This window comes from Martinezella lusitana (assembly GCF_014207095.1).
Lineage (GTDB): Bacteria > Pseudomonadota > Alphaproteobacteria > Rhizobiales > Rhizobiaceae > Rhizobium > Rhizobium lusitanum_B.
Genome location: NZ_JACHBG010000011.1, coordinates 124,309 through 143,031 on the forward strand (window position 1 = coordinate 124,309; position 18,723 = coordinate 143,031).

Genomic DNA, 18,723 nt, shown 5'->3' on the forward strand with positions numbered 1-18,723 from the left:
CCCATAAGGTCTCTTCAGGTGAAAGGCGCTGCGGCTACGTCTTGTATCGACCGGGTAATCCGAACGCTTCCCTTATCTCACCTCATAGATGTCGAAAGCGACATGCGCCTCGGGTCCGGTCTGGATGGAGACGAACTTGCCCACAGCCTGAATGCCATTGAGCCAACCGAAAGTCTGCGATGAAGTCTCGAAGTTCGGCGCTACGACATAATACCATTCTGGCGCTGAGATTCTCTTCCCAGACATGAAGCGCTCCCAGCTTTCGGCGGCAGGTTTGGCGAGCACGCCCCCATATGTAACGAGAACAGTGGAACCGTCGCTCAGCTTGACGAGACTTCGTACATCGATGCGCATCGTTCCATCAGGCAACGTCCGGACCCAATCAGCGGTGGGTGAAACGATCTCTCCCTTCACCCGAGGCCCGGAAACATAACCACCCTCCCTCGGCTGGAATATTACCAACTTGTCGTCGATCTTTATGGGCGCTTGCAGCGGCGCGTAGAAGCGCATCAGGAAATGAAGATCGGGTTTCGCGACGGCAACAGGTTCTGCTGTCGGCGATTGAGCGTAAGCCGGAGCTGCCATCAATGATACAAGGATGAGGCATCCTGTAAGCATGGTGAAAATGACGCGTGAAGACATATGTGTTTGTTTCCGTAGAAAGTCAGCGGATGACATTTGAATGGACCTCAGTGCTGGATGGCGATTTTGCCGAAATGCTGGCCTTGCGCCGCGAGTCTGGCATAAGCAGCGGCCGCATCGTTGAAGGCATAGGTCTCGCTGATGACCGGAACGATGCGATGGCTTTCGATCGCGCGGGCCGCAGCCGCGAGATTGTCCGTGGAGCCGGTGTTGTTGCCCACGACATTGAGGGCTTTGACGACAATATCGAGTAGATTGATCGATGGAGCCGTGCCGGTGAGAAATCCGACGGTGAATACCGTGCCTCCGAATGCGGCGGCCTTCAGGGAGCGAGCAAAGGTCGCCTGGCCCACGGTGTCCAGAACAAGATCGGCTCCATGACCGTCCGTGACCTCAAGCACTTTGGCGTCCCATTCCGGGCTCACCTTGTAGTTCACGAGGTGATCCGCCCCGAGCGTCGCTGCGCGTGCAAGCTTTTCCTCGGAAGAGGACATGATGACAACCGTCGCGCCGGCGGCTTTTGCGAGCTGCAGTGTCATGATGCTAAGCCCACCGGTACCCAGAAGGGCCACGACCGATCCAGGGCCGATCCTCCCAGTTTGCAACGCGTTCCATGCCGTCGTGGCGACGATCGGAAGTGTCGATCCTTGAGTAAAGTCGAGGTGCGTCGGCAGTCTGACGAGGCTCGAAACCGGAACGGCAACGAACTCGGCGAGCGACCCAACGGATGTAACGCCGCGCATCGCAGCTACCTTCTGAGGAGCGATGGATCCACCCTGCCAGTTGGACATGAAATGCGGAATCACCTTGTCCCCCGCCTTGAGCCCGAGATCGTTCACGCCGATCTCGACGATCTCCCCGGCACCATCGGCGACAGGAATAATTGGGAAACGGGGTACCGGGAGGCCGCCCGTGGCGACTGCGATGTCGATAAAGTTTAGCGAGGCGGCATGAAGTTTAAGCAAAGCCTCTGATGGCCTGGATGTAGGCTCGGGCAGATCGACCGTCTTAAGAGCGTCGAGAGACGGAGCATCGAGTTGAATGGCGCGCATTGAAACCTCCTTGGCGATGTGGAGATTTGACATTAGTTTATTGGCACAGAACCGATAATATAGTCAGATGGAATGAATATGATGCTCAACAAACAGCAATGGCCTGAGATTGGCGATCTTGATGAGTTGATGGCTTTTGCTGCCGTCGCCGAGCGCCTTTCGTTCGTCCAGGCAGCGGCGGCGCTTGGCCGAGATGCCACGGTACTATCACGCCGCGTAACTGCCTTGGAGCGTCGACTGAATGTGAGGCTGCTGGAGCGAACGACGCGCAAGGTTTCGCTGACCGAGGCTGGCTTTGCGCTTTTCGAGCGCCTACGGGTGGGCTTTTCCGAATTGCGAGAGGCGGAGTTCGATGCCTCTCAGTTTGCCAGCGGAGCACCGAACGGCCGACTTCGTCTCACACTGCCATCGACATTCGGTCGCATGTGGGTGGCGCCGCGACTTCCTGAATTCTTGGCCCGTTATCCGGAAGTGAGCATAGAAGCTGAGTACTCCAACCGGTACTCCAATCTACTGGAGGGCGGGTTCGATGTTGCAATCCGCATCGGCGACCTCGTAGATTCCTCGCTTGTCGCAAGTCGTATTGCCAATCACAGCCGGTTGCTTTGTGCCGCACCGGCCTATCTCGACCGGTTCGGATTACCCAAACACCCCGAGGATCTCATCCGTCATATATGTCTCGGCTTTACGGGGTTTGCTTTCCACCCGAATTGGCGTTTCGTGCGCGGTGCAGACGGCGAACGGATCACTGTGCGAGTTAAATCGCCCTACCTTGCCGATGACGCAGAGGCACTTGTCGAAGCAGCGATCCGAGGTTCCGGCATCATGATGGCAACGAACTGGCTGGTCGAGCATCGCATAGCGCGAAATGAACTGGTGCAGGTTCTTGCCGACTGGGACCTTGAAGGCGAAGGAGCAATCTTCGTGGTTGTCCCGTCCGGACGCCTTCTTGCCGGAAAGACGCGCGCATTTCTAGATTGGGCAAAGGGGTTGTTCGCACCTGTGGCACCGTGGAAATGCTAGCTTGCCCTCTTAGAGCGAGACGCGGCGCTTTGCTGGAGCCACCCGCGTCCCTGTCAACTCCACCGTTGATCACACTATCTGGCCCATGCAGCCTCTCTTTTCGGGGCTCGACATGTCCAATCATGCCGGCCCATCGGACGGGCTGCCGTCCGACGGCTTCCGGGCTTTCGGTCGATTAAAAAATGCCAGGAAGAGATGTCAGTAGCCGATCGTGAAGCGTCGCTGCACATATCGCGGCAATTCGGCTTCGTCCACGAGAGCGATAGCGAGGTCCTCGAAGGAGATGCGGCTTCGTCCGTCTGCGTCGAGGACTGGCTGGTCTCCACCAAGCCGAAAGCGGTCAGTGCGCTTACCGGGGCCGATCTCTTCTGCCGGGCTGACATATGTCCAAAGCCGGTTCGAAAGGCGATAGATGTTGAGCGCATCGCGATGACCTCGCACGGCAGCTGCGTAGTCTTCGGGAAGGCCAAGCAGCTTGAGGCTTTCACGCAACTCACCGTCCGCATCGGCGCGCGTCAAACCTGGCCTGATTTCCAGGCTGCCTGCGCCGCCTACCACAATCAATCGTAAGGCTGGATAGGACTCCATGGCCTTCAGCAGATTTTTGGCGACAGTGGCGTACACGGTAGGGTCCTGGATAGAGCGCTCTACCGTGTCGTTAAAGTTCTTTGACGCGTTGCCGGGCTGATAAAGGCTGACCAATACATCCAAGCGGCGCATGCCCTCGTCCAGACTTGCGACGTCGAAGACATTGATGGTTTTCCAGGTGACATCGCCCCCATCTTTCGGGAAATTCGCGGCATTGCGCGTGAACGCTGTCACTTGATGATTGCGTTGGGTGGCCTCAACCAGAAGCCTTTGACCAATGTTACCGGTAGCACCAATGATGCCTATGTGCATGTCCCTTACTCCGAAAATGCGTTCGAGATGCGCAGCGAATGATTGCTGCACGGGATAGGTATCGTTGCTTGCTGAGTGCAACAATCGGGTATAAATGGGAATAGTTTTTGCATTGGTGGCATAATGAGCTTCGGCTACGACGATATCGTGATCTTTCTGGCGATCGCCCGACATGGAAGCTTCAGCGCGGCGGCCAGAGCCTTGAACATGCCAACGAGCACGGTCAGTCGACGGGTTGCCGCTCTTGAAAACCGACTGAACACCCAACTCCTACGCCGCACGACAAGGACGATCGGCCTCACCGACGACGGCCGCGCCTTTGCAGCGCGCTGCGGAGAGGCGATCGAGTCCATCGACGCCGCGTCGCAGTCCCTCTCCCGTGACGGCAAGGGACTCACGGGACGGCTGCGTGTAAGTGCACCGTTCTTTGCGTGCTCGGAATTGTTTGGCCCCTATCTCCTGGAGTTCGCCGCGGCTCACCGGGATCTCGTGATGGATCTCCGCCTGACGAACGGCACACCGGATCTTTTGGAAGACGACATCGACCTCGCCTTTCAATTCGGACCTTTGCGAGACAGCCGCCTGATCGCGCGCAAACTCTGGCCCGTACGCTATGTCTTATGCGTGAGCGCGAAGCTCGCCCCATCCGCCGACGCCTTACGCCACCCCGACCAGCTGGCGGACTTACCCTGTGTCGTGACACCACCACTCGACCATTGGCTGTTTGAGCGCGGCGGCGAAAAAGCAAACATTACACCACAGACAAGAGGTGCGACGATCGAGGACCTGGCGCTTGGTGCTGTCGCCGTCCGACGCGGCCTTGGTTTCGGCTATCTGCCGGAGAGCCTGGTTATCGACGCCTCCTCGAACGGACTCGTCACAGTCGACCTTAACGGCTGGCAGCCTGTCGCACGCGACCTCTTCGCAGTCTATCCGGCGACGCGACAATTATCCTCAAAGGTCCGTGCCGCGGTCGAGCACGCAGTCGCGGGGCGCGATTGGTACAAGCGCTCATCCGGAATGAATAGGGGGGTATGAATCGGGGCGCAATTATCTTGCCGATACGCTACGTAAGCCATTGTTTTCACGGACCACTGGGAGCTCCATGCGATGCCAAGTCACATTGCTCTTGATGGGATCAGAACCGGTGACGCTGTTGTTGCAAAAACCCTCCGTCGCAGACTCACTGACTGTTGCCGAGGCACTTCGCGTGTCCGGAGCGGACGTCGCTGAACAGCTAATATTGGGCAGCCCAATCTCCGACGGTGCCTTCATGGTCAATGATCTCGGTGGATACAGCAGCCGGAGCCGCCAGTTTGAAACTTGGAGTTGACCACTTGCCCTTGCTGGCCCTATCCAAAGCGGATGACGAACGCTTTCCGCCTCGCGGTTGAGAACATAGTGGAAAACACGGTAGCGACACGTCCGATGGAGCGGGTCTGGATCAGCAGGTTTCCGTCCCTCGGTTGTAGACACGTCAAGCGTCTAATCGCTCCACCTTGCTCACCCAAAGTCCGGATGTCACGTCGGCTACTAGCCGCGACAGGGGTAATGGCCTGGGAGAAGTCCTGCATGTCAGCCTGCAGGAGTAGTTGCAGCAGGAAAACGGGAACAATGTAAGAATGGCAAAACTAGCTTCATTGGGAGTTCTCGCCGCAGCGGCTTTTGCAACAACTATCGGGAGTACGAACGCAGCGGACCGACTGTTGATGGAATCTCTCGACCAATCCACGCAAACGCTCCTTGCCACGATGACACCTGAATCCAAGTGTCAGATCCTGGTGGATGCGATGCGCACGGACAACGAAGCAGTAATCCGATGGGGTTTCGTCCTGATCGAGATGTCGGTCATGTCCGGTTCTAATATTTTTCGAAACGAATTCGGCCAGACGGAAGTCAAAGAGCTCTATCGGCGCTCATTCAGCGGATGCGCCAAGCATCCCGGCGACACGATTTCGAGCCAAGCGCATGCATCATTTCAGTCGATCGCAGAAGAGATCCACAAACCCGGCTACCGCGACGGCCCGGAGCTGGATGATGTTTCTATCCCAGTAAATGTCCAGACAGCCGCAGAAAAGCTTCGATCGATCCTGCCCGATGCCCCAGTCATATCCGAAGCAAAGATCACGATGAAAACGAAAGACGGCTCGAAACTAGGCGGAGAGACCACGTTCACGATAAAGCCGCACAAGGGCGGGACGACCCGCGTTCAGGAAGACTACACGAATTTCACCATGGATCGTGAATTGATGGGTCTGATACAGTTAAAATCTAGAAACAATGCACGGGGATACACCGCGCCTTCGGGAGACCAGAGGATAACGACCACGACAGCACTCATGATGGACGCCTCTGCATGGACCGCTGGAGCCTCTTTTTCGTTCGAGACTGCGACGTCAGTACCAATTGGCACGTGGAAAACCACCTGCAAGATTGGTCAGGAGGTTGATGCCAGCAGCATTCATCCATCTCTTATGGGTCGCGCATGGCCACTGGAGTGCGAAAGCTCCGGTTTAAAAAACCAGGGGTTTTACATCGAAGAACTTCGTTATTATTTGAAAATGCACAGCGAGTCCAAATATGGGATTGCCGATGACCACATCGAGCGTCTTGATATCACTCGCTGATCCCGTCATCACATCTCTCGAGCCCCATTCTGACGAGCTTGAGGGATTCCCCTTGGCTTCCCTTGCGATACAGTTCGGTGCTTTCGAAGTTGGTCCAGGGCGGGACAAAAATGCCAGAGGCCGACACCTTCTTGTATTTGAGCGCAAGAGCCAGTCACTATCAGCAACAGCTTAGTCGCACCGTACAATCTACTGCGCTCGATCGCTGGGTATATGCCTTGACCAACGCCGCCAGTCCGGCAGTTCTGACGAGGAGCAACACTTCAAGAGACCTGGCCTAGCCGATGAAATTGCTACTTGCCTGTAGCCGGATTGCACAAAGGTTTAGCTCTTGATGAGCTTAGAACTGCGGACCGCGCAATTAAATCCCATAGGATACAGCGATTTAAATAACGGCAAATAGTCTGATACACGTCACGGCCACGCTTTTAGGCCTCTGACACAACGATGCTTATCCGTCCGCACAGCAAGGCCTAAACGGAATCGCCAATCCAGTCTTCATGTCCATCGCCTATTCGGATCACGAAAATTGCTCCGCCCTCATCAATCCGACAGACAATAAGACGGGCTTTGAAAGGGTGAATTCTGACCGGCGGCGAGATCTCTTTTCGATCACGAGCCATTCGCTGGCCGGCAGCGATCAGATCAAGCACAGCGAATAAGTCATCATGATACCGTCTGGCCTGGGTGGTTTCGAACATGCGCACACCTAATTCGGCGATCGCAATGATGTCCTCTTCCGCTTCGACTGAAAGGCTAAAATGCATTGGCGATTGCCGCGCGTTGTTTCTCCGCGCGCGACAGTCGCAGCGAACAGTTCATTCTTCGATCGGCTACCAACGCCGCTTTTGAGACCGACATCAACAAAACGCTGCATGGCGGCAATCTTATCGCTGCGAGCTTGGTCCCTACGAATCAAGTCGCGGCCATAATCACTAGCATTCGAATACCGCCCAGTCTTTGCTTGCGCCTCGACCCAATCTTTCATAGCGCCGGCAAGAGATGCATTCATCGTTGCCATTCGAGCCTCCACAGTGTGAGCATGTTAATCAATGTTGGCAAAGTTTGCCAAATAGATCACTGCGAGTCAGGCGCGTAATTCGGCTAGGCGCCATCTGTTGGTTCCACGCGGAACTGAGCCGGTTATGCAGAGGGTGAAAGAATGAAAACGCTAGCGAATAAATCCCGGGCCGAAGTGTTCACTCCTCGCAGCCTAAATGTTTTTAGGAGAACACACCATGAAACATCTCGTCACGCCGACAATGCTTGGCCTATCCTTGCTCATAGGTTCCACCGGCTTGGCTTTGGCCGGCAACGTCCACACCGTAACAGGGACGACGGGTCAGCCCAGTCAAACGATTGGCACCACTCAAACCGGAAGTGCCACGCCGGGCCACGCCAGCACTGCCCCGGGTTCGGCCTTCAACCCAGATGGGAACGCGGGAACACACTACGCCGGCAACGCGCCGCAGAACTCCACGAATCCGAAGAGCGTATCTCAGTATGATGTGGCCGGCTTCCAGCAGTCCCATAATCATTAAGTGACGAAATCGCGCATAGCAGAGTGACCCGTACCTCATTGATACGCTGCGACCTCAAATTGGAGGTCGCAGCAGCCTGCGCCGGGCCGCTTCAGTTCGGCTTTAGCGATGGATCAGAAGCCTCCTCTCGCCGCTCAATACACCAGCCCGGATCACCTCCGATTTCGGCGACCCGAGGCCCAGCGGCAGATAAGAATTTTCCGCTCGATTGTTCAGACCCTTGTCGGATCGGTGCTCTATAGCCGGCATGACGTCCCGTCTGGCCGCGCCATACGAACGGAGCTTGTCAGTGACGATCCGCTCGGGCGGCATGCCTGCTTCTTCAACAGCCTGATCGGCACGCGCCTCGTGGCTTTCGTATCGCGACGGCTTTGAACGATCTCATCGAAAACATGGCCGTCGTGGTCAACGACATGCCAAATGTATCCGAGGCGAGGCTGATTTTACGCGCGAGATGGTCCCAGTCGAGCTGTGCGAGCAATCTCATTGAAAAGCCGCCCAAGCAGTCCCAGCGTCCGTCTCAGCAAATTCCTCGTCCTCGCTGCGGTCTTCCCACAGCCGGTAAACTTTCGGCAAGGTGATTGCCCAACCGGCACTAATAATTCGTATCCACTCTAGCATAGTTACCGGTCTCATGAGGCAGCACTGGAGGTACTTCGCCTTTCGACGCAGTCGGCATCCGCGTGATGACGGCGAGGCACGCTGCGGCCACGACAAGGCCACAAACCATGAAGGCGAAGCCTGCCGCAAAACTGCCCGTGACATCGACCAAGAACCCCACAGCAAAGGGGGCCACCGCGCCACCGATCTGGCCTGCAGTGTTGACCACGCCAGAATAGGCCGCACGACACGCGGCGGGAGCAAGATCCAGAACAATTGCGCCAAATGGGCTCAAGCCGCCATAGAGAAAAAAAGCAGCGCCGGACAGACCGATCAGTGCCATCGGCAACGTTTCGGCCTGATAGGTCAGGTAGAGCGCGAGAGCCGTGGCCAAATGGCAGGTGAGCAGCAGTTGCGGTCGATGGCGATGGCATGGTCCCGCTGCGAGCCATCCGCTCAGCAGCAACCCGATGAAGGCGCAGGCATAGGGAATGCCGCCAAGAAGCCCAAATGCCTTGACGTCAATGTGATGAGCACCAGCGAGGTAACTCGGCATCCAGCCGAGATACCCCCAATAACCGATGTTGAACGCAAAATATGCCAGCGAAATGACCCAGAGAGCAGGCTGGCGCAAAGCCGGACCAAAGCTACGGCTGGAATGATGCTGGGCAGGTCCTGCCTGAGATGGCGTGCGTGTAGGAATGAAGCTGGCGTTGATAAGTGCTGCGACCAATGCGGGCACTGCCAGCATGCCGAACACGAAGCGCCATCCATATGCATGGATCATTGCGCCAACCAGCGGGCCAGCCACGGCCGGGCCGACCGCGAAGGCTGTCAGCCAGACAGAGATCGTTCGCGCACGACGTCTAGGATCAAAATGATCCCCTATAAGCTTGTAACAAGCCGAATTTGATATTCCTTCCGAGAGGCCAAAACAGAGGCGTGCCGTCATCACGCCAGCCACGCTTGCCATTAAGCCGGTGGCCCCAGTGAAGGCGGCCCAGCAAATTGGAGCGATGATGAGCAATGGTCTTGCGCCCCAACGGTCGGCCAGCATTCCGCCTGGAACCTGAGCCAGAAAATAGCCGATGCCAAACGACGACAACACCAGGCCAAACGCGGTGTGATCCAGAGCAAGATCAGCCATGATGAACGGGCCAGCGAAGCTTATGGCCACCCGATCGAGATAATTGACAAACTGGAATAACCAGAGCGCAACAATGATTTTCGCCTTCTTCTCCAAGAGCCTTCCTCCCGTTCCGCGCTTTGGCGCTGTTTTTGACAATCAAGTGTTTCGTCAGGCGAATGCGTTGTCCAATAGATTGATTTGGCCAAATTGATAAGTTATGCAGATCGATATGGAACTTCGTCATCTTCGCTATTTCTGTGCCGTCGCCGAGGACGGTCACGTGACCCGGGCAGCCGAGCGGCTTCATGTGTCGCAATCGGCGCTGACCCAGCAGATCAAAGCGCTGGAGGATGAACTCGGAACCGCTCTATTGCGCCGAGTTGGTCGTGGCATCGAGTTGACGGAAGCCGGGGCTGTTTTTTGGCACGAGGCTCAGTCCATTCTCGATCGTGTTCCGATCGCAACCTTCGCGGCGCAAGAGGCTGCGCGCGGCTTGACGGGGCGACTGGCCATCGGCATGACGGAAACTGTTTCTTTCGCGTCGCAGCTGACTTTGGTCATGAGAGAGGCGCGTGAACGCTGGCCGCGTGTCGAATTCAGTCTTATTCAGGCACGATCCAACGACCTTGTCCTCGCGTTGGAGGAACGGCTTATCGACGTCGCACTCATGCGTGCGCCCGCACCGACGACTGAAAAACTGCGATCCTGGCCGTTCCTCAGCGAAGGACTGGTCGGCGCCATACCGGACACCCATCTCCTTGCCACCCGCCAAGCCATCACGCTGGCCGATCTTACTGATGAACCGCTCGTCCTGCCGCATGGCCGATCCGGCCCCGGAGCGATGCGGACGCGCATCGCTACAGCTTTTGCTCGTCTCGGCGCAACGGCCAAAATCGCGCAGGAAACGCCTGAATATGTGATGGCCATTAACCTTGCTGCCGCAGGTTTCGGCATCGCTCTGGTGCCAGCCGTCCTGTCAGGCGTGCGTCGTGACGGTGTCGTCTACTGCCCCCTCGCAGAACCCGATCTGCTGACCGAGATCATTGTAGTGGCGCGTGCGGGCGATCCGGCGCCCGTCCTCGGGAATTTTGTCGCCTTGTGCCTTGAGCACGATGCGACCAAGGCGCCGGGCGCCGGCACCAAGGCTTCATGAGGCGAGCCAGCACTGGCTTTTGGTGATTTCGGCACGACGCTGATCAATCGCGCCGCGCAGCCCACCAAGCAAGTCGTCTTCTGTCTTGCCTGTGGTCAACAGGGTTCTGTAGAACGGATCGAGGACAAATGGGATCGTTCCGGCTTGCTCTCGCGCTCCACCGATCCAGAGTTCGCTATCCAGGAGATCGACAGACATGCCGAGTGCTGGATCGGCAATCACCTGCTGCGACAAGCGTTCGACGTCGTCTCGCGGCAAGATCAGCGGTGCCAGACCGTTGATCACGCAATTTCGTTTGAATGTCTCATTGAAGCTGGCGGCAACGACAATGCGAAAGCCGAAGTCGCGCAAGGCCCATACCGCACTCTCGCGCGAGCTGCCGCATCCAAGATTAGTACCCGCCAGCAAGATTTCGGCGCGGTGATAGGGCGGCTGGTTGAGGATGAACGAGGGATCCGGCGTATGGCCCAGGCCGTCTAGATAACGTTTGGCGGCAAATAATCCGTCGCCCCAACCTTTTGTGCTGGTCCGCGTGTTCTCAGCGATCGGAATCAGCTCGTCGGTATCGATGTTGTCACGTGGCATCGGCAGTGCGATGCCCTTCAGACGAAGGAAGGGATGAGCCATGCTACAGGTCTCCTAACAAGGCGCGCGGATCCGTGATCCGGCCGGTCACGGCCGAAGCGGCGACAGTTGCGGGGCTGGCCAGATGCGTCCGCGTGCCGGGCCCCTGGCGGTTTTCGAAATTCCGGTTTGTCGAACTAATCACGCGGAGATCCCGCCAGATCGGTCCTTCACGACCACCACAATTCGAACAACCTGATTTGCGCCACTCGAATCCGGCATCGATGAAGATGCGGTCGAGCCCTTCGGCCTCGGCCTCGGCCCGCACGGCCATCGAGCCGGGTGTGCACATGGCACGGATACCAGGAGAGATCTTGCGACCCTTCAGGATGGCAGCGGCAGCACGCAAATCGCTGATGCGGGCATTGGTGCACGAGCCGATAAAGGCTGCGTCAATGGGAACGGAACTGATAGGCTGCCCCGGCTCAAGTCGCATATAGTTGAGTGCTTGTTTCGCAGCGGCTTGGGCGGCGGCATCGCCCGCTTCGCTCGGATCCGGTACGCTGTCCGGTATGCCTACCGAGTGCATGGGAGTGGTGCCCCATGTGACTTGTGGAACCAAATTCGACACGTCGAGTGCCAATTCACGCTCGAAGACCGCGTCATGATCTGATTTCAGAGTCCGCCAGTGAGAGATTGCTGCTTCGATCTGCTCCGGCCTTGCGGGCACAGAGCGGCGCAACGCGGCAAACGTCGTCTCATCAGGTGCGATCAGCGCATAACGCGTTCCCATTTCGGCAGCCATGTTGCAAAGCGTCATGCGCCCTTCCATGGACAAGCTACCAACGAGGGGCCCTGAGAATTCAATCACATAGCCAAGCGCCAACTTCACACCATGCAGGGCGAGAAGGCGCAGGGCGACATCTTTGGCCGAAACCTGCGCCGACAGGTGGCCCGTCAGATCGATCCGCAATGTCTTGGGGCGCTCAACAATAAGAGCGCTGTGCCTCAACACCGTCGTCACTTCGCTGCTGCCGACGGCGAAAGCCAGGGCTCCGAACGCGCCGAGCGTGCAGGTGTGACTGTCGCCGCAGACCAGGGTGATTCCGGGAAGGACAAACCCTTGTTCCGGCGCGGCAACATGGACGATGCCATGCGCCTTCTCCTGCGGGCGGACATAGCGATAGCGGAGTGCGGCGCAACTCTCCTCCAGCGAAGCGATCATTTGCGAACCTGCAGGGCTAATGGAATCGTGCGGCCCACGATCCGGCGCGGTGCTGATCGCGTGATCGGCGACGGCGAAAGCCTGATCCGGCTGAAGGGACGGCATTTCTCCGGCGGCTCGCATGTCGCGCAAGGCGTATCCGCCGCTCAGTTCATGCAATGTCATGCGGTCGATCAGCAATGCGGCCCGATCTCCTGGAAGGTCAGCCACCTGATGACGCTTCCAGATCTTTGCGAAGAGCGTCTCCCCCCTCATGCCGCGAACTCCTGTTCACGCGCCCGTTCGCCAGGAAGGCCAACCAGTGCCGTCACCTGGTCGAAGGGCATCAGATCTTGTGCGATGCGTCCAATATCGCCATCCCGTATCAGGGCCTCGAGCGCGCGCTGCATGGCTGCTCCGGCGCTGGATAGGGTGAGACCCGGAAACGAAACGCGGGCGACGCCCAAACACCGCAGGTCCGCCAGGTTGACTGAAGGCGTTTTACCGCCTGGCGCCCCAACCATATTGATGCTGACCAGTCCCCGGACCTGCGCCACGATTGTCGCTATATCGTCATAGCTGCCCGGTGCCTCGACGAAAACCAGCGTTGCACCTGCTTCGAGATAGATGTTCGCGCGTTTGATCGCCGCGCCGAGGCCATCGGTTGCGAATGCGTCAGTGCGAGCGTTGATCACGAAGTGGGGATCTTTCCGTGCTGCAACGGCAGCGCGGATCTTTTGTACCATCTCGGAGGTCGGAATAACCGATTTGTCGTTCATATGGCCGCAGCGCTTGGGGAAGGTCTGGTCTTCGATGTTGATGCCAGCGGCACCCGCTGCCTCCATCAACCGGACGGTGTGATAGGTGTTGAGCGCATTGCCGAAGCCCGTGTCGCCGTCCGCCATCACGGGAATGGAAACTGCATTGGCGATGGCCTGCACCGCGCTGATCTGATCGCGCATCGACAGGATGCCGATATCCGGCAGGCCAAGCGCGGCCGCGGCCACGCCGAAACCGCTCACCTGACAGGCCTCAAAACCAGCCTGTTCGACGAGCAATGCACTGAAGGCGTCATAGACGCCCGGAACCGGCAAGGCTGTCCGCTGCTGAATCAGGTCGTGCAGAATATGGCACTTCGACACTGTTTATCCTCCCGTTATCTTGTGCGTTAGGGCTGTAGTTTGGCTCCCAAGAAACGTTCGGTCCAATAGATTAATTGATGAAATTCAATCTGTTTCTCTAATTAAATAGCTGAGCTCCACTTTATGCAGCACGTGGCTGTTGGTCTCTGTGTCTGGACGTTGAACGATGAAGCGTTGATCCGCTCCTGGCTCGAGCGCGGTATCGGTTACCTGACTTCGGATCAGCCCGACCTTGCTTTGAGCCTTCCTAGCGAAATCGGGGGGGATGTCATGTCTGGATGGCGCCGATCTTCACGAGACGATCCGCACCTTCATCAATGCCTTTCCAACGCAACAGTTTGACGCGCTGAACGAAGAGTGCATCAACGAGATGCTCGCAGCAAAGCCAGCTTGAGGAGGACGGCGCGACGTTGCGCGTGACATCGCCCATGAGAGATGATGTCGCGCCTACACATATTTTGGATTCTCGTGACAAATGGTTGTCGAGGCCGTGTGAAATTTACCCAGAAGTCAAACTTGGACTTCAGCAATCGCGCCTGCGGCCTTTCGTCAGCATCTGGTCAGACGAACGTCTGAGACTGAGACGGACTGAAGCCCAATTGCATGATTTCGTTATTGAAAGCAAGTTCCTCCGGCCGATATGACTGTCGACATTCCAGGGGCTTGCCGAGACAAATGCGATAGTCGCGCAACCAGCAATGTCCGCAAAATCAGCGGATGTAACGTATGAATGCTCATTCGATCGAACCGATAGAAGGGGTACCGTGATGACCCAACACTGGAGGAGGTTTCTGGCACGCTCCACTCCGCCTGGTGCAGTATTGAATTTCTCGGTCGACGAATTCGTGCTCGAGGTCGCCATCAATTTGCGGTATTGCCTCAACCTCGTCCACCCGACATCGGAATGCATCGACCTGGCCGAACTCGTCTTGCTGCGTGCAAGACATTATAGCCAAGCGAGGATGGGTGATAAATCACGACTGTTCGCAGAGACAGAAGATGCACTTGCCCAGGCAACGAGGCTGCTTGAGATCGAGCTTGAATACTGCTCGACACGAGGCGTGAAAAGCAACGGCAATCAAGTCGTCTGAAATCTCCAGCAAACTATCCGCCGTGGCAATGATTGATGCATCAAAGGACCAGCCGAACGAGGACGAGAATCTAAGCGAAAGAGGGAAATGCGATGCCAACGGGCCGTGTGAAATTTTTCATTGAAGATAAAGGCGTGATTCGACATTGATAAATAACCCCACCAGTATTTGGGACGACAAAGGGTTACTGTGCCTATCGGCGTCGAGACCCCATGCTGATTTACAGGTTAAAATGCAGACCCTTTGACGGGTCGAGCCCCAGGTCTCATCACCTCTCCCTCATCGCTTCGGAAGCGATCTTGGCAAGCGGTGAAATCAGGTAGTCAATGACGCGCCAATTGTCGGTCTTGATCTCCACCGTCACGGTCATGCCGGGCGTGAGCGGGATCTTTGAACTGCCGACGGTCATGGCCAGTTCCTCCGGAGCGATGGTCACCGGGAAAACAAACTTCGTTGGCTGTCCCGGCTGGCTGTCCAAAGCTAGTCCCGGGGCGTTGGCGGCCGCGGGTGCATTGGCGAGCGCGCGCTTGGCCTCCTGTTCATCGACGGCAGCAGTCGCAATGTGAGTGACCGTGCCATGCAGCACGCCAAATTGTGTGAAGGGGAATGCGTCAACCTTGATCACCGCGGCTTGACCAGGCTTTACGAAGCCGATGTCGAGATTGGCGACCAGCGCCTCGATCTGCAGAACGCCTTCGGTCGGAGCTACGATCAACAGCTGCTGCCCCGTCGTTACGACCTGGCCGATTGTAGTCACCGCGATCTGCTGTGCTACGCCGTCGATCGGCGAATAGAGCTTGGTGCGTGCCAGGCGCACCCTGGCCTTGACAAGAGCTTGTTTGGCTTCGTCGGCCTTGCGCTCGGCGTCCGCGGTCTTGTTCTCGTAGTCAGCGACAAATTGCGAAAGCGTCTTGATTTTCTCGCTCTCGAGTTCGCGTAGCGCTGCACTGGTCTCGATCAATTCGCCCTTGTCGGAGGCAAGCGACGATTGCGACTTTTCCAGCTCCTCCTTGGCGGTGTAGAGCGTGATCTTCGTCCCGACGGCCAGATTGACTGCTTGTTCGTGCAGGTTGACCAGCTGAGTCAGTGTTTGGATGAGGCTGTTCTGGGTCTCGATACCCATTTCGAGGCGCTGGCGCGTCGCATCCTTCTGGGCCATCTGCGTATCGAGGCTCTGCAAAGCGCCTATGAGCTGGTTGAGGTCTGCCGAGAGTACTGAGGCCTCTCGCGAACGGAATGTCTTCGGCAAATCGGCGCCCCAGTCAATCTGCGGCTCCGGATCGGTGGCGGCTTGCGTCAGTGGCGCAAGAATGGCTGCAGGCGCGCTTGCTTCGTCCGATTTGGCCGCCGCTTCAAGCGCAGCCTCGGCCGTTTTGACGGCAAAGTGCCGGCGCGTGACTTCCGTAAGGGTCGAATCGAGCGCGTCACGCTGTGTCTGCTCCTCCGCCGAGGCTTCCGCAGGGTCGAGTTCTAGCAACAGGTCTCCCGCTTTCACATGCTGCCCATTCTCGACATGAATGGCTGCGATTTTGCCTGGATCGAGTGGCTGGATCACCTTCGTGCGACCGGCAGTCTCGATCTCGCCTGTGGCCACCGCATGCACGTCGAGCCGACTGTAGAAGGACCAGACAATTGCAGCTGCGAAGAAGGCGCAGATCGTCAACATGATCACAATAGAGAGTGGCGGCGGTGGCGTTTCCAAGATCTCGAGTGCCGCCGGCAGGAATTCGCGGTCGCGGCCGGTAATTTCCGCCGCATCCTTGGAGATGGGCCTGAGGGGCCGCGGAGGTGGAGGTGTGGTTCGCTCGTTCATTCCGCCGCCCTCACCAAAACAGGGTTGCGCGCCTGATCAGACTGCAGCGCCCAAAGCCTTGCATAGAGGCCGCCATTGCGCGCGACGAGTTCATCATGGCTGCCCATCTCGACGATCTCGCCCCGGCTCATGCCGACGATGCGCGTGCACGGCCGCACCGCCGCCAAACGATGGGCGATGATCAGCACCGTGCGACCGCGGACAATCGCGCGCATATTATCCTGGATGATCCGCTCGCTCTCATAGTCGAGCGCCGAGGTTGCCTCGTCGAAAATCAGAATGCGCGGATTGGTGACGAGCGCTCGGGCGATCGCAATGCGCTGACGTTGCCCCCCCGAGAGATTGGTACCGCGCTCCTCGATAATCGTGTCATAGCCCTGTGGCATTTGCGCGATGAACTCGTCCGCACCGGCAAGCCTTGCCGCCTGGATCACCAATGCCCGCGGCGCTGCCGGGTCAGCGAGGGCGATATTCTCGTGAATCGACCGATTAAACAGGGTGTTCTCCTGCAGAACGACACCGATCTGGCGACGCAGCCAGCCGGGATCGAGCTGGGAAATATCGACGCCATCGATGAGAACCTGTCCGGCCTGCGGCGCATAGAGCCGCTGCACGACTTTGACCAGCGTCGATTTGCCCGATCCGGAAGCGCCGACGAAACCGATAACCTCGCCGGCGCCGATCGACAGCGTCACATTGCGCAACACCTCTGCTGCGTCAGGTCTGTAACGCAGCGATACCCCGCGCAGCTCAATGGCACCCTGTATTGGCGGCAAGGTCAGCAGGTTCTGTGGCGTCGGCTCCGGCATTTGATTGAGGATGTCGCCAAGTCGGGCGACGGAAACCTGGACCTGCTGAAAGTCCTGCCAGAGCTGCGAGAGCCGCAGGATTGGCGCCACGACCTGGCCAGCGATCATGTTGAAGGCGATAAGCTCGCCGACCGTCATCTCTCCGTCCATCACCGCATAGGCGCCGAACAGCAGGATGAGCGCCGTCGTCACCTTGCTCACATACTGCATGAAGTTCTGGCCAAGCGCGCCGGTAATGCCCGCGTCAAAGGACTTGGAGACGTAAGATGCAAGCCGCTCCTCCCATTGCGCCTGCATCATCGGCTCGACGCTAGCCGCCTTCAGGGTTGGCGCACCGAGGATCGACTCGACGAGGAACTGCTGCGAGCGCGCACCGCGGTTGAACCGCTCGCTGATCTGCTCGCGCAGGACCGGGCGGATCAGCGCGGCGATGATGATATAGACGGGGATCGCGCCCGCCACGACCAGCGTGAGCTTGGCGGAATAGATGAACATCACGGCGAAAAACGCGATGGTGAAGATGAGATCGAGGAGCGAGGTCAGCCCCTGCCCGGTCAGGAAATTTCTGATCGTCTCGAGCTCACGCACGCGTGCCACCGTCTGCCCCGCCGCCCGCGTTTCGAAATAGGTCAGCGGCAGACGGAATAGATGATAGAATAGTCGCCGACCAAGCTCGACGTCCATTCTGTTCGTCGTGTGACTGAGCGTATAGGCGCGCAGGAACTGTAGGATCGTTTCGAAAAGACCAAGCGTCACCATGCCGACGATCAGCGCGGTCAATGTCGACACGCCCTTATGCACCAGCGCCTTATCGACGATGAGCTGAAAGAAGATCGGCGTGATGAGTGCAAACAGCTGCACGAACAGCGACGCGACCATGACCTGGGCAAGAGATCGCCGGTAGCGCCAGATCGATGGCAGGAACCAGCGGAGGCCAAAGGTTTTGGGGTTGGTGCCCGTCCCTCCCAGCCGGCGCGTGATCAGCACGACCTCGCCGGAGGACAGAGCTGCAATGTCCTCAATCGCCATCTCCTGGCCGATCTGGGCGGCCGGATCGATGAGCCTGACGATGCCCTTGGCGGAGCCGACCGCCAGCACGCCGAAGGCGCCACCCTTAAGTCCGATCAGCGCCGGATAGGGAATGTTGGCAAGGCGCTTGGTTTTGACGCGGTGCAGGATACGAGAGCGCAAACCCAAAATATTGGCAGCGCGGACGATATCCGTCGCCGCGGCGAGCCGCCCTGTCAGCGCAAGCTGATGGCTAAGTTGCGCCGGCTCGGCAGCGATGCGGTAGTAACCGGCGATCATTGCCAGTCCTGCAAGCCCGGCATCGATTGCCCGATATGTCGGCGGCAGCTCCGGCTCGGCTGCGGGTGGTTTGGTCTCTACAAGCAACTCGTCCATATCACCCTCCACACAAACTCTAGGACCGA

Annotated in this window: 17 protein-coding genes and 3 pseudogenes; 7 read left to right on the top strand and 13 right to left on the bottom strand. The window is 57.9% G+C overall.

The window, feature by feature from the left end; all coding sequences use genetic code 11:
- Nucleotides 1-72: 72 nt before the first annotated feature.
- Together GGD46_RS21390 and GGD46_RS21395 are read right to left on the bottom strand one after the other, a co-directional pair.
- On the bottom strand, nucleotides 73-642 hold the full coding sequence (locus GGD46_RS21390; protein WP_184707630.1) for a DUF3237 domain-containing protein: 570 nt from the start codon (nucleotides 640-642) through the stop codon (nucleotides 73-75).
- A 47-nt stretch (nucleotides 643-689) separates the two neighbouring features.
- Nucleotides 690-1,694, bottom strand: coding sequence for a zinc-dependent alcohol dehydrogenase family protein (locus GGD46_RS21395; protein ID WP_184707632.1), 1,005 nt, complete (start codon nucleotides 1,692-1,694; stop codon nucleotides 690-692).
- 78 nt (nucleotides 1,695-1,772) lie between these two features.
- Here GGD46_RS21395 and GGD46_RS21400 point away from each other — a divergent pair, with 78 nt between their 5' ends.
- Complete coding sequence (locus tag GGD46_RS21400; RefSeq protein WP_246806429.1) at nucleotides 1,773-2,717, top strand: LysR family transcriptional regulator; 945 nt, start codon at nucleotides 1,773-1,775, stop codon at nucleotides 2,715-2,717.
- Nucleotides 2,718-2,915: 198 nt separating this feature from the next.
- On the opposite strand, the gene GGD46_RS21405 is transcribed toward GGD46_RS21400, so the two are convergent.
- The gene (locus GGD46_RS21405) at nucleotides 2,916-3,791 is read right to left on the bottom strand and encodes an NAD(P)-dependent oxidoreductase (protein WP_210325667.1); all 876 of its coding nucleotides are present in this window, start codon (nucleotides 3,789-3,791) and stop codon (nucleotides 2,916-2,918) included.
- Between GGD46_RS21405 and GGD46_RS21410 the strand changes: the two genes are divergently transcribed.
- Both GGD46_RS21410 and GGD46_RS21415 read left to right on the top strand, forming a co-directional pair.
- Nucleotides 3,741-4,655 (top strand): LysR family transcriptional regulator, encoded by a 915-nt coding sequence (locus GGD46_RS21410; RefSeq protein WP_184707634.1) that lies wholly within the window; start codon nucleotides 3,741-3,743, stop codon nucleotides 4,653-4,655. The genes GGD46_RS21405 and GGD46_RS21410 overlap by 51 nt on opposite strands.
- Before the next feature lie 584 nt (nucleotides 4,656-5,239).
- Nucleotides 5,240-6,244: a hypothetical protein gene (locus GGD46_RS21415; protein ID WP_184707636.1), complete on the top strand. Its 1,005-nt coding sequence runs from the start codon at nucleotides 5,240-5,242 to the stop codon at nucleotides 6,242-6,244.
- 473 nt (nucleotides 6,245-6,717) lie between these two features.
- Here GGD46_RS21415 and GGD46_RS21420 read toward each other — a convergent pair whose 3' ends face one another.
- Nucleotides 6,718-7,011 (bottom strand): type II toxin-antitoxin system RelE/ParE family toxin, encoded by a 294-nt coding sequence (locus GGD46_RS21420; protein WP_184707638.1) that lies wholly within the window; start codon nucleotides 7,009-7,011, stop codon nucleotides 6,718-6,720.
- Between the two features lie 5 nt (nucleotides 7,012-7,016).
- Nucleotides 7,017-7,265: pseudogene (locus GGD46_RS21425) on the bottom strand (type II toxin-antitoxin system ParD family antitoxin); the annotation flags it as partial.
- A gap of 217 nt (nucleotides 7,266-7,482) precedes the next feature.
- Here GGD46_RS21425 and GGD46_RS21430 point away from each other — a divergent pair.
- Nucleotides 7,483-7,785 carry an adenylate cyclase gene (locus GGD46_RS21430; RefSeq protein ID WP_210325668.1) on the top strand — a complete coding sequence of 101 codons (303 nt, stop codon included), beginning with the start codon at nucleotides 7,483-7,485 and terminating at the stop codon, nucleotides 7,783-7,785.
- Between the two features lie 180 nt (nucleotides 7,786-7,965).
- Here the strand turns inward: GGD46_RS21430 and GGD46_RS21435 are convergent.
- Together GGD46_RS21435 and GGD46_RS21440 are read right to left on the bottom strand one after the other, a co-directional pair.
- Nucleotides 7,966-8,204 (bottom strand): annotated as a pseudogene (locus GGD46_RS21435) (DDE-type integrase/transposase/recombinase); the annotation flags it as partial.
- A 176-nt stretch (nucleotides 8,205-8,380) separates the two neighbouring features.
- Nucleotides 8,381-9,628 (bottom strand): MFS transporter, encoded by a 1,248-nt coding sequence (locus GGD46_RS21440; RefSeq protein WP_184707643.1) that lies wholly within the window; start codon nucleotides 9,626-9,628, stop codon nucleotides 8,381-8,383.
- A gap of 115 nt (nucleotides 9,629-9,743) precedes the next feature.
- Between GGD46_RS21440 and GGD46_RS21445 the strand changes: the two genes are divergently transcribed.
- Nucleotides 9,744-10,667 (top strand): LysR family transcriptional regulator, encoded by a 924-nt coding sequence (locus GGD46_RS21445; protein WP_184707645.1) that lies wholly within the window; start codon nucleotides 9,744-9,746, stop codon nucleotides 10,665-10,667.
- Here the strand turns inward: GGD46_RS21445 and leuD are convergent.
- Genes leuD through GGD46_RS21460 form a run of 3 tightly spaced genes read right to left on the bottom strand, consistent with a single transcriptional unit; the run spans nucleotide 10,662 to nucleotide 13,577 of the window.
- Complete coding sequence (gene leuD, locus GGD46_RS21450) at nucleotides 10,662-11,294, bottom strand: 3-isopropylmalate dehydratase small subunit (RefSeq protein ID WP_184707647.1); 633 nt, start codon at nucleotides 11,292-11,294, stop codon at nucleotides 10,662-10,664. The genes GGD46_RS21445 and leuD overlap by 6 nt on opposite strands.
- Nucleotide 11,295: 1 nt before the next feature.
- Entirely contained in the window at nucleotides 11,296-12,711 is a 1,416-nt protein-coding gene (locus tag GGD46_RS21455) for a 3-isopropylmalate dehydratase large subunit (protein WP_184707649.1), read from the bottom strand.
- Entirely contained in the window at nucleotides 12,708-13,577 is an 870-nt protein-coding gene (locus tag GGD46_RS21460) for an oxaloacetate decarboxylase (protein WP_184707651.1), read from the bottom strand. Before GGD46_RS21460 ends, GGD46_RS21455 begins: the two co-directional genes overlap by 4 nt.
- Nucleotides 13,578-13,721: 144 nt before the next feature.
- Here GGD46_RS21460 and GGD46_RS33900 point away from each other — a divergent pair.
- A pseudogene (locus GGD46_RS33900) lies at nucleotides 13,722-13,919 on the top strand (hypothetical protein); the annotation flags it as partial.
- Here the strand turns inward: GGD46_RS33900 and GGD46_RS21465 are convergent.
- Complete coding sequence (locus tag GGD46_RS21465; protein ID WP_184707653.1) at nucleotides 13,846-14,007, bottom strand: hypothetical protein; 162 nt, start codon at nucleotides 14,005-14,007, stop codon at nucleotides 13,846-13,848. The pseudogene GGD46_RS33900 and the gene GGD46_RS21465 sit on opposite strands and share 74 nt — an antisense overlap.
- A 337-nt stretch (nucleotides 14,008-14,344) precedes the next feature.
- Between GGD46_RS21465 and GGD46_RS21470 the strand changes: the two genes are divergently transcribed.
- Nucleotides 14,345-14,668, top strand: coding sequence for a hypothetical protein (locus GGD46_RS21470; protein ID WP_184707655.1), 324 nt, complete (start codon nucleotides 14,345-14,347; stop codon nucleotides 14,666-14,668).
- A gap of 268 nt (nucleotides 14,669-14,936) precedes the next feature.
- On the opposite strand, the gene GGD46_RS21475 is transcribed toward GGD46_RS21470, so the two are convergent.
- Both GGD46_RS21475 and GGD46_RS21480 read right to left on the bottom strand, forming a co-directional pair.
- Nucleotides 14,937-16,481 carry an HlyD family type I secretion periplasmic adaptor subunit gene (locus tag GGD46_RS21475; RefSeq protein WP_184707657.1) on the bottom strand — a complete coding sequence of 515 codons (1,545 nt, stop codon included), beginning with the start codon at nucleotides 16,479-16,481 and terminating at the stop codon, nucleotides 14,937-14,939.
- Nucleotides 16,478-18,694 carry a type I secretion system permease/ATPase gene (locus tag GGD46_RS21480; RefSeq protein WP_184707659.1) on the bottom strand — a complete coding sequence of 739 codons (2,217 nt, stop codon included), beginning with the start codon at nucleotides 18,692-18,694 and terminating at the stop codon, nucleotides 16,478-16,480. Before GGD46_RS21480 ends, GGD46_RS21475 begins: the two co-directional genes overlap by 4 nt.
- Nucleotides 18,695-18,723: the final 29 nt, after the last annotated feature.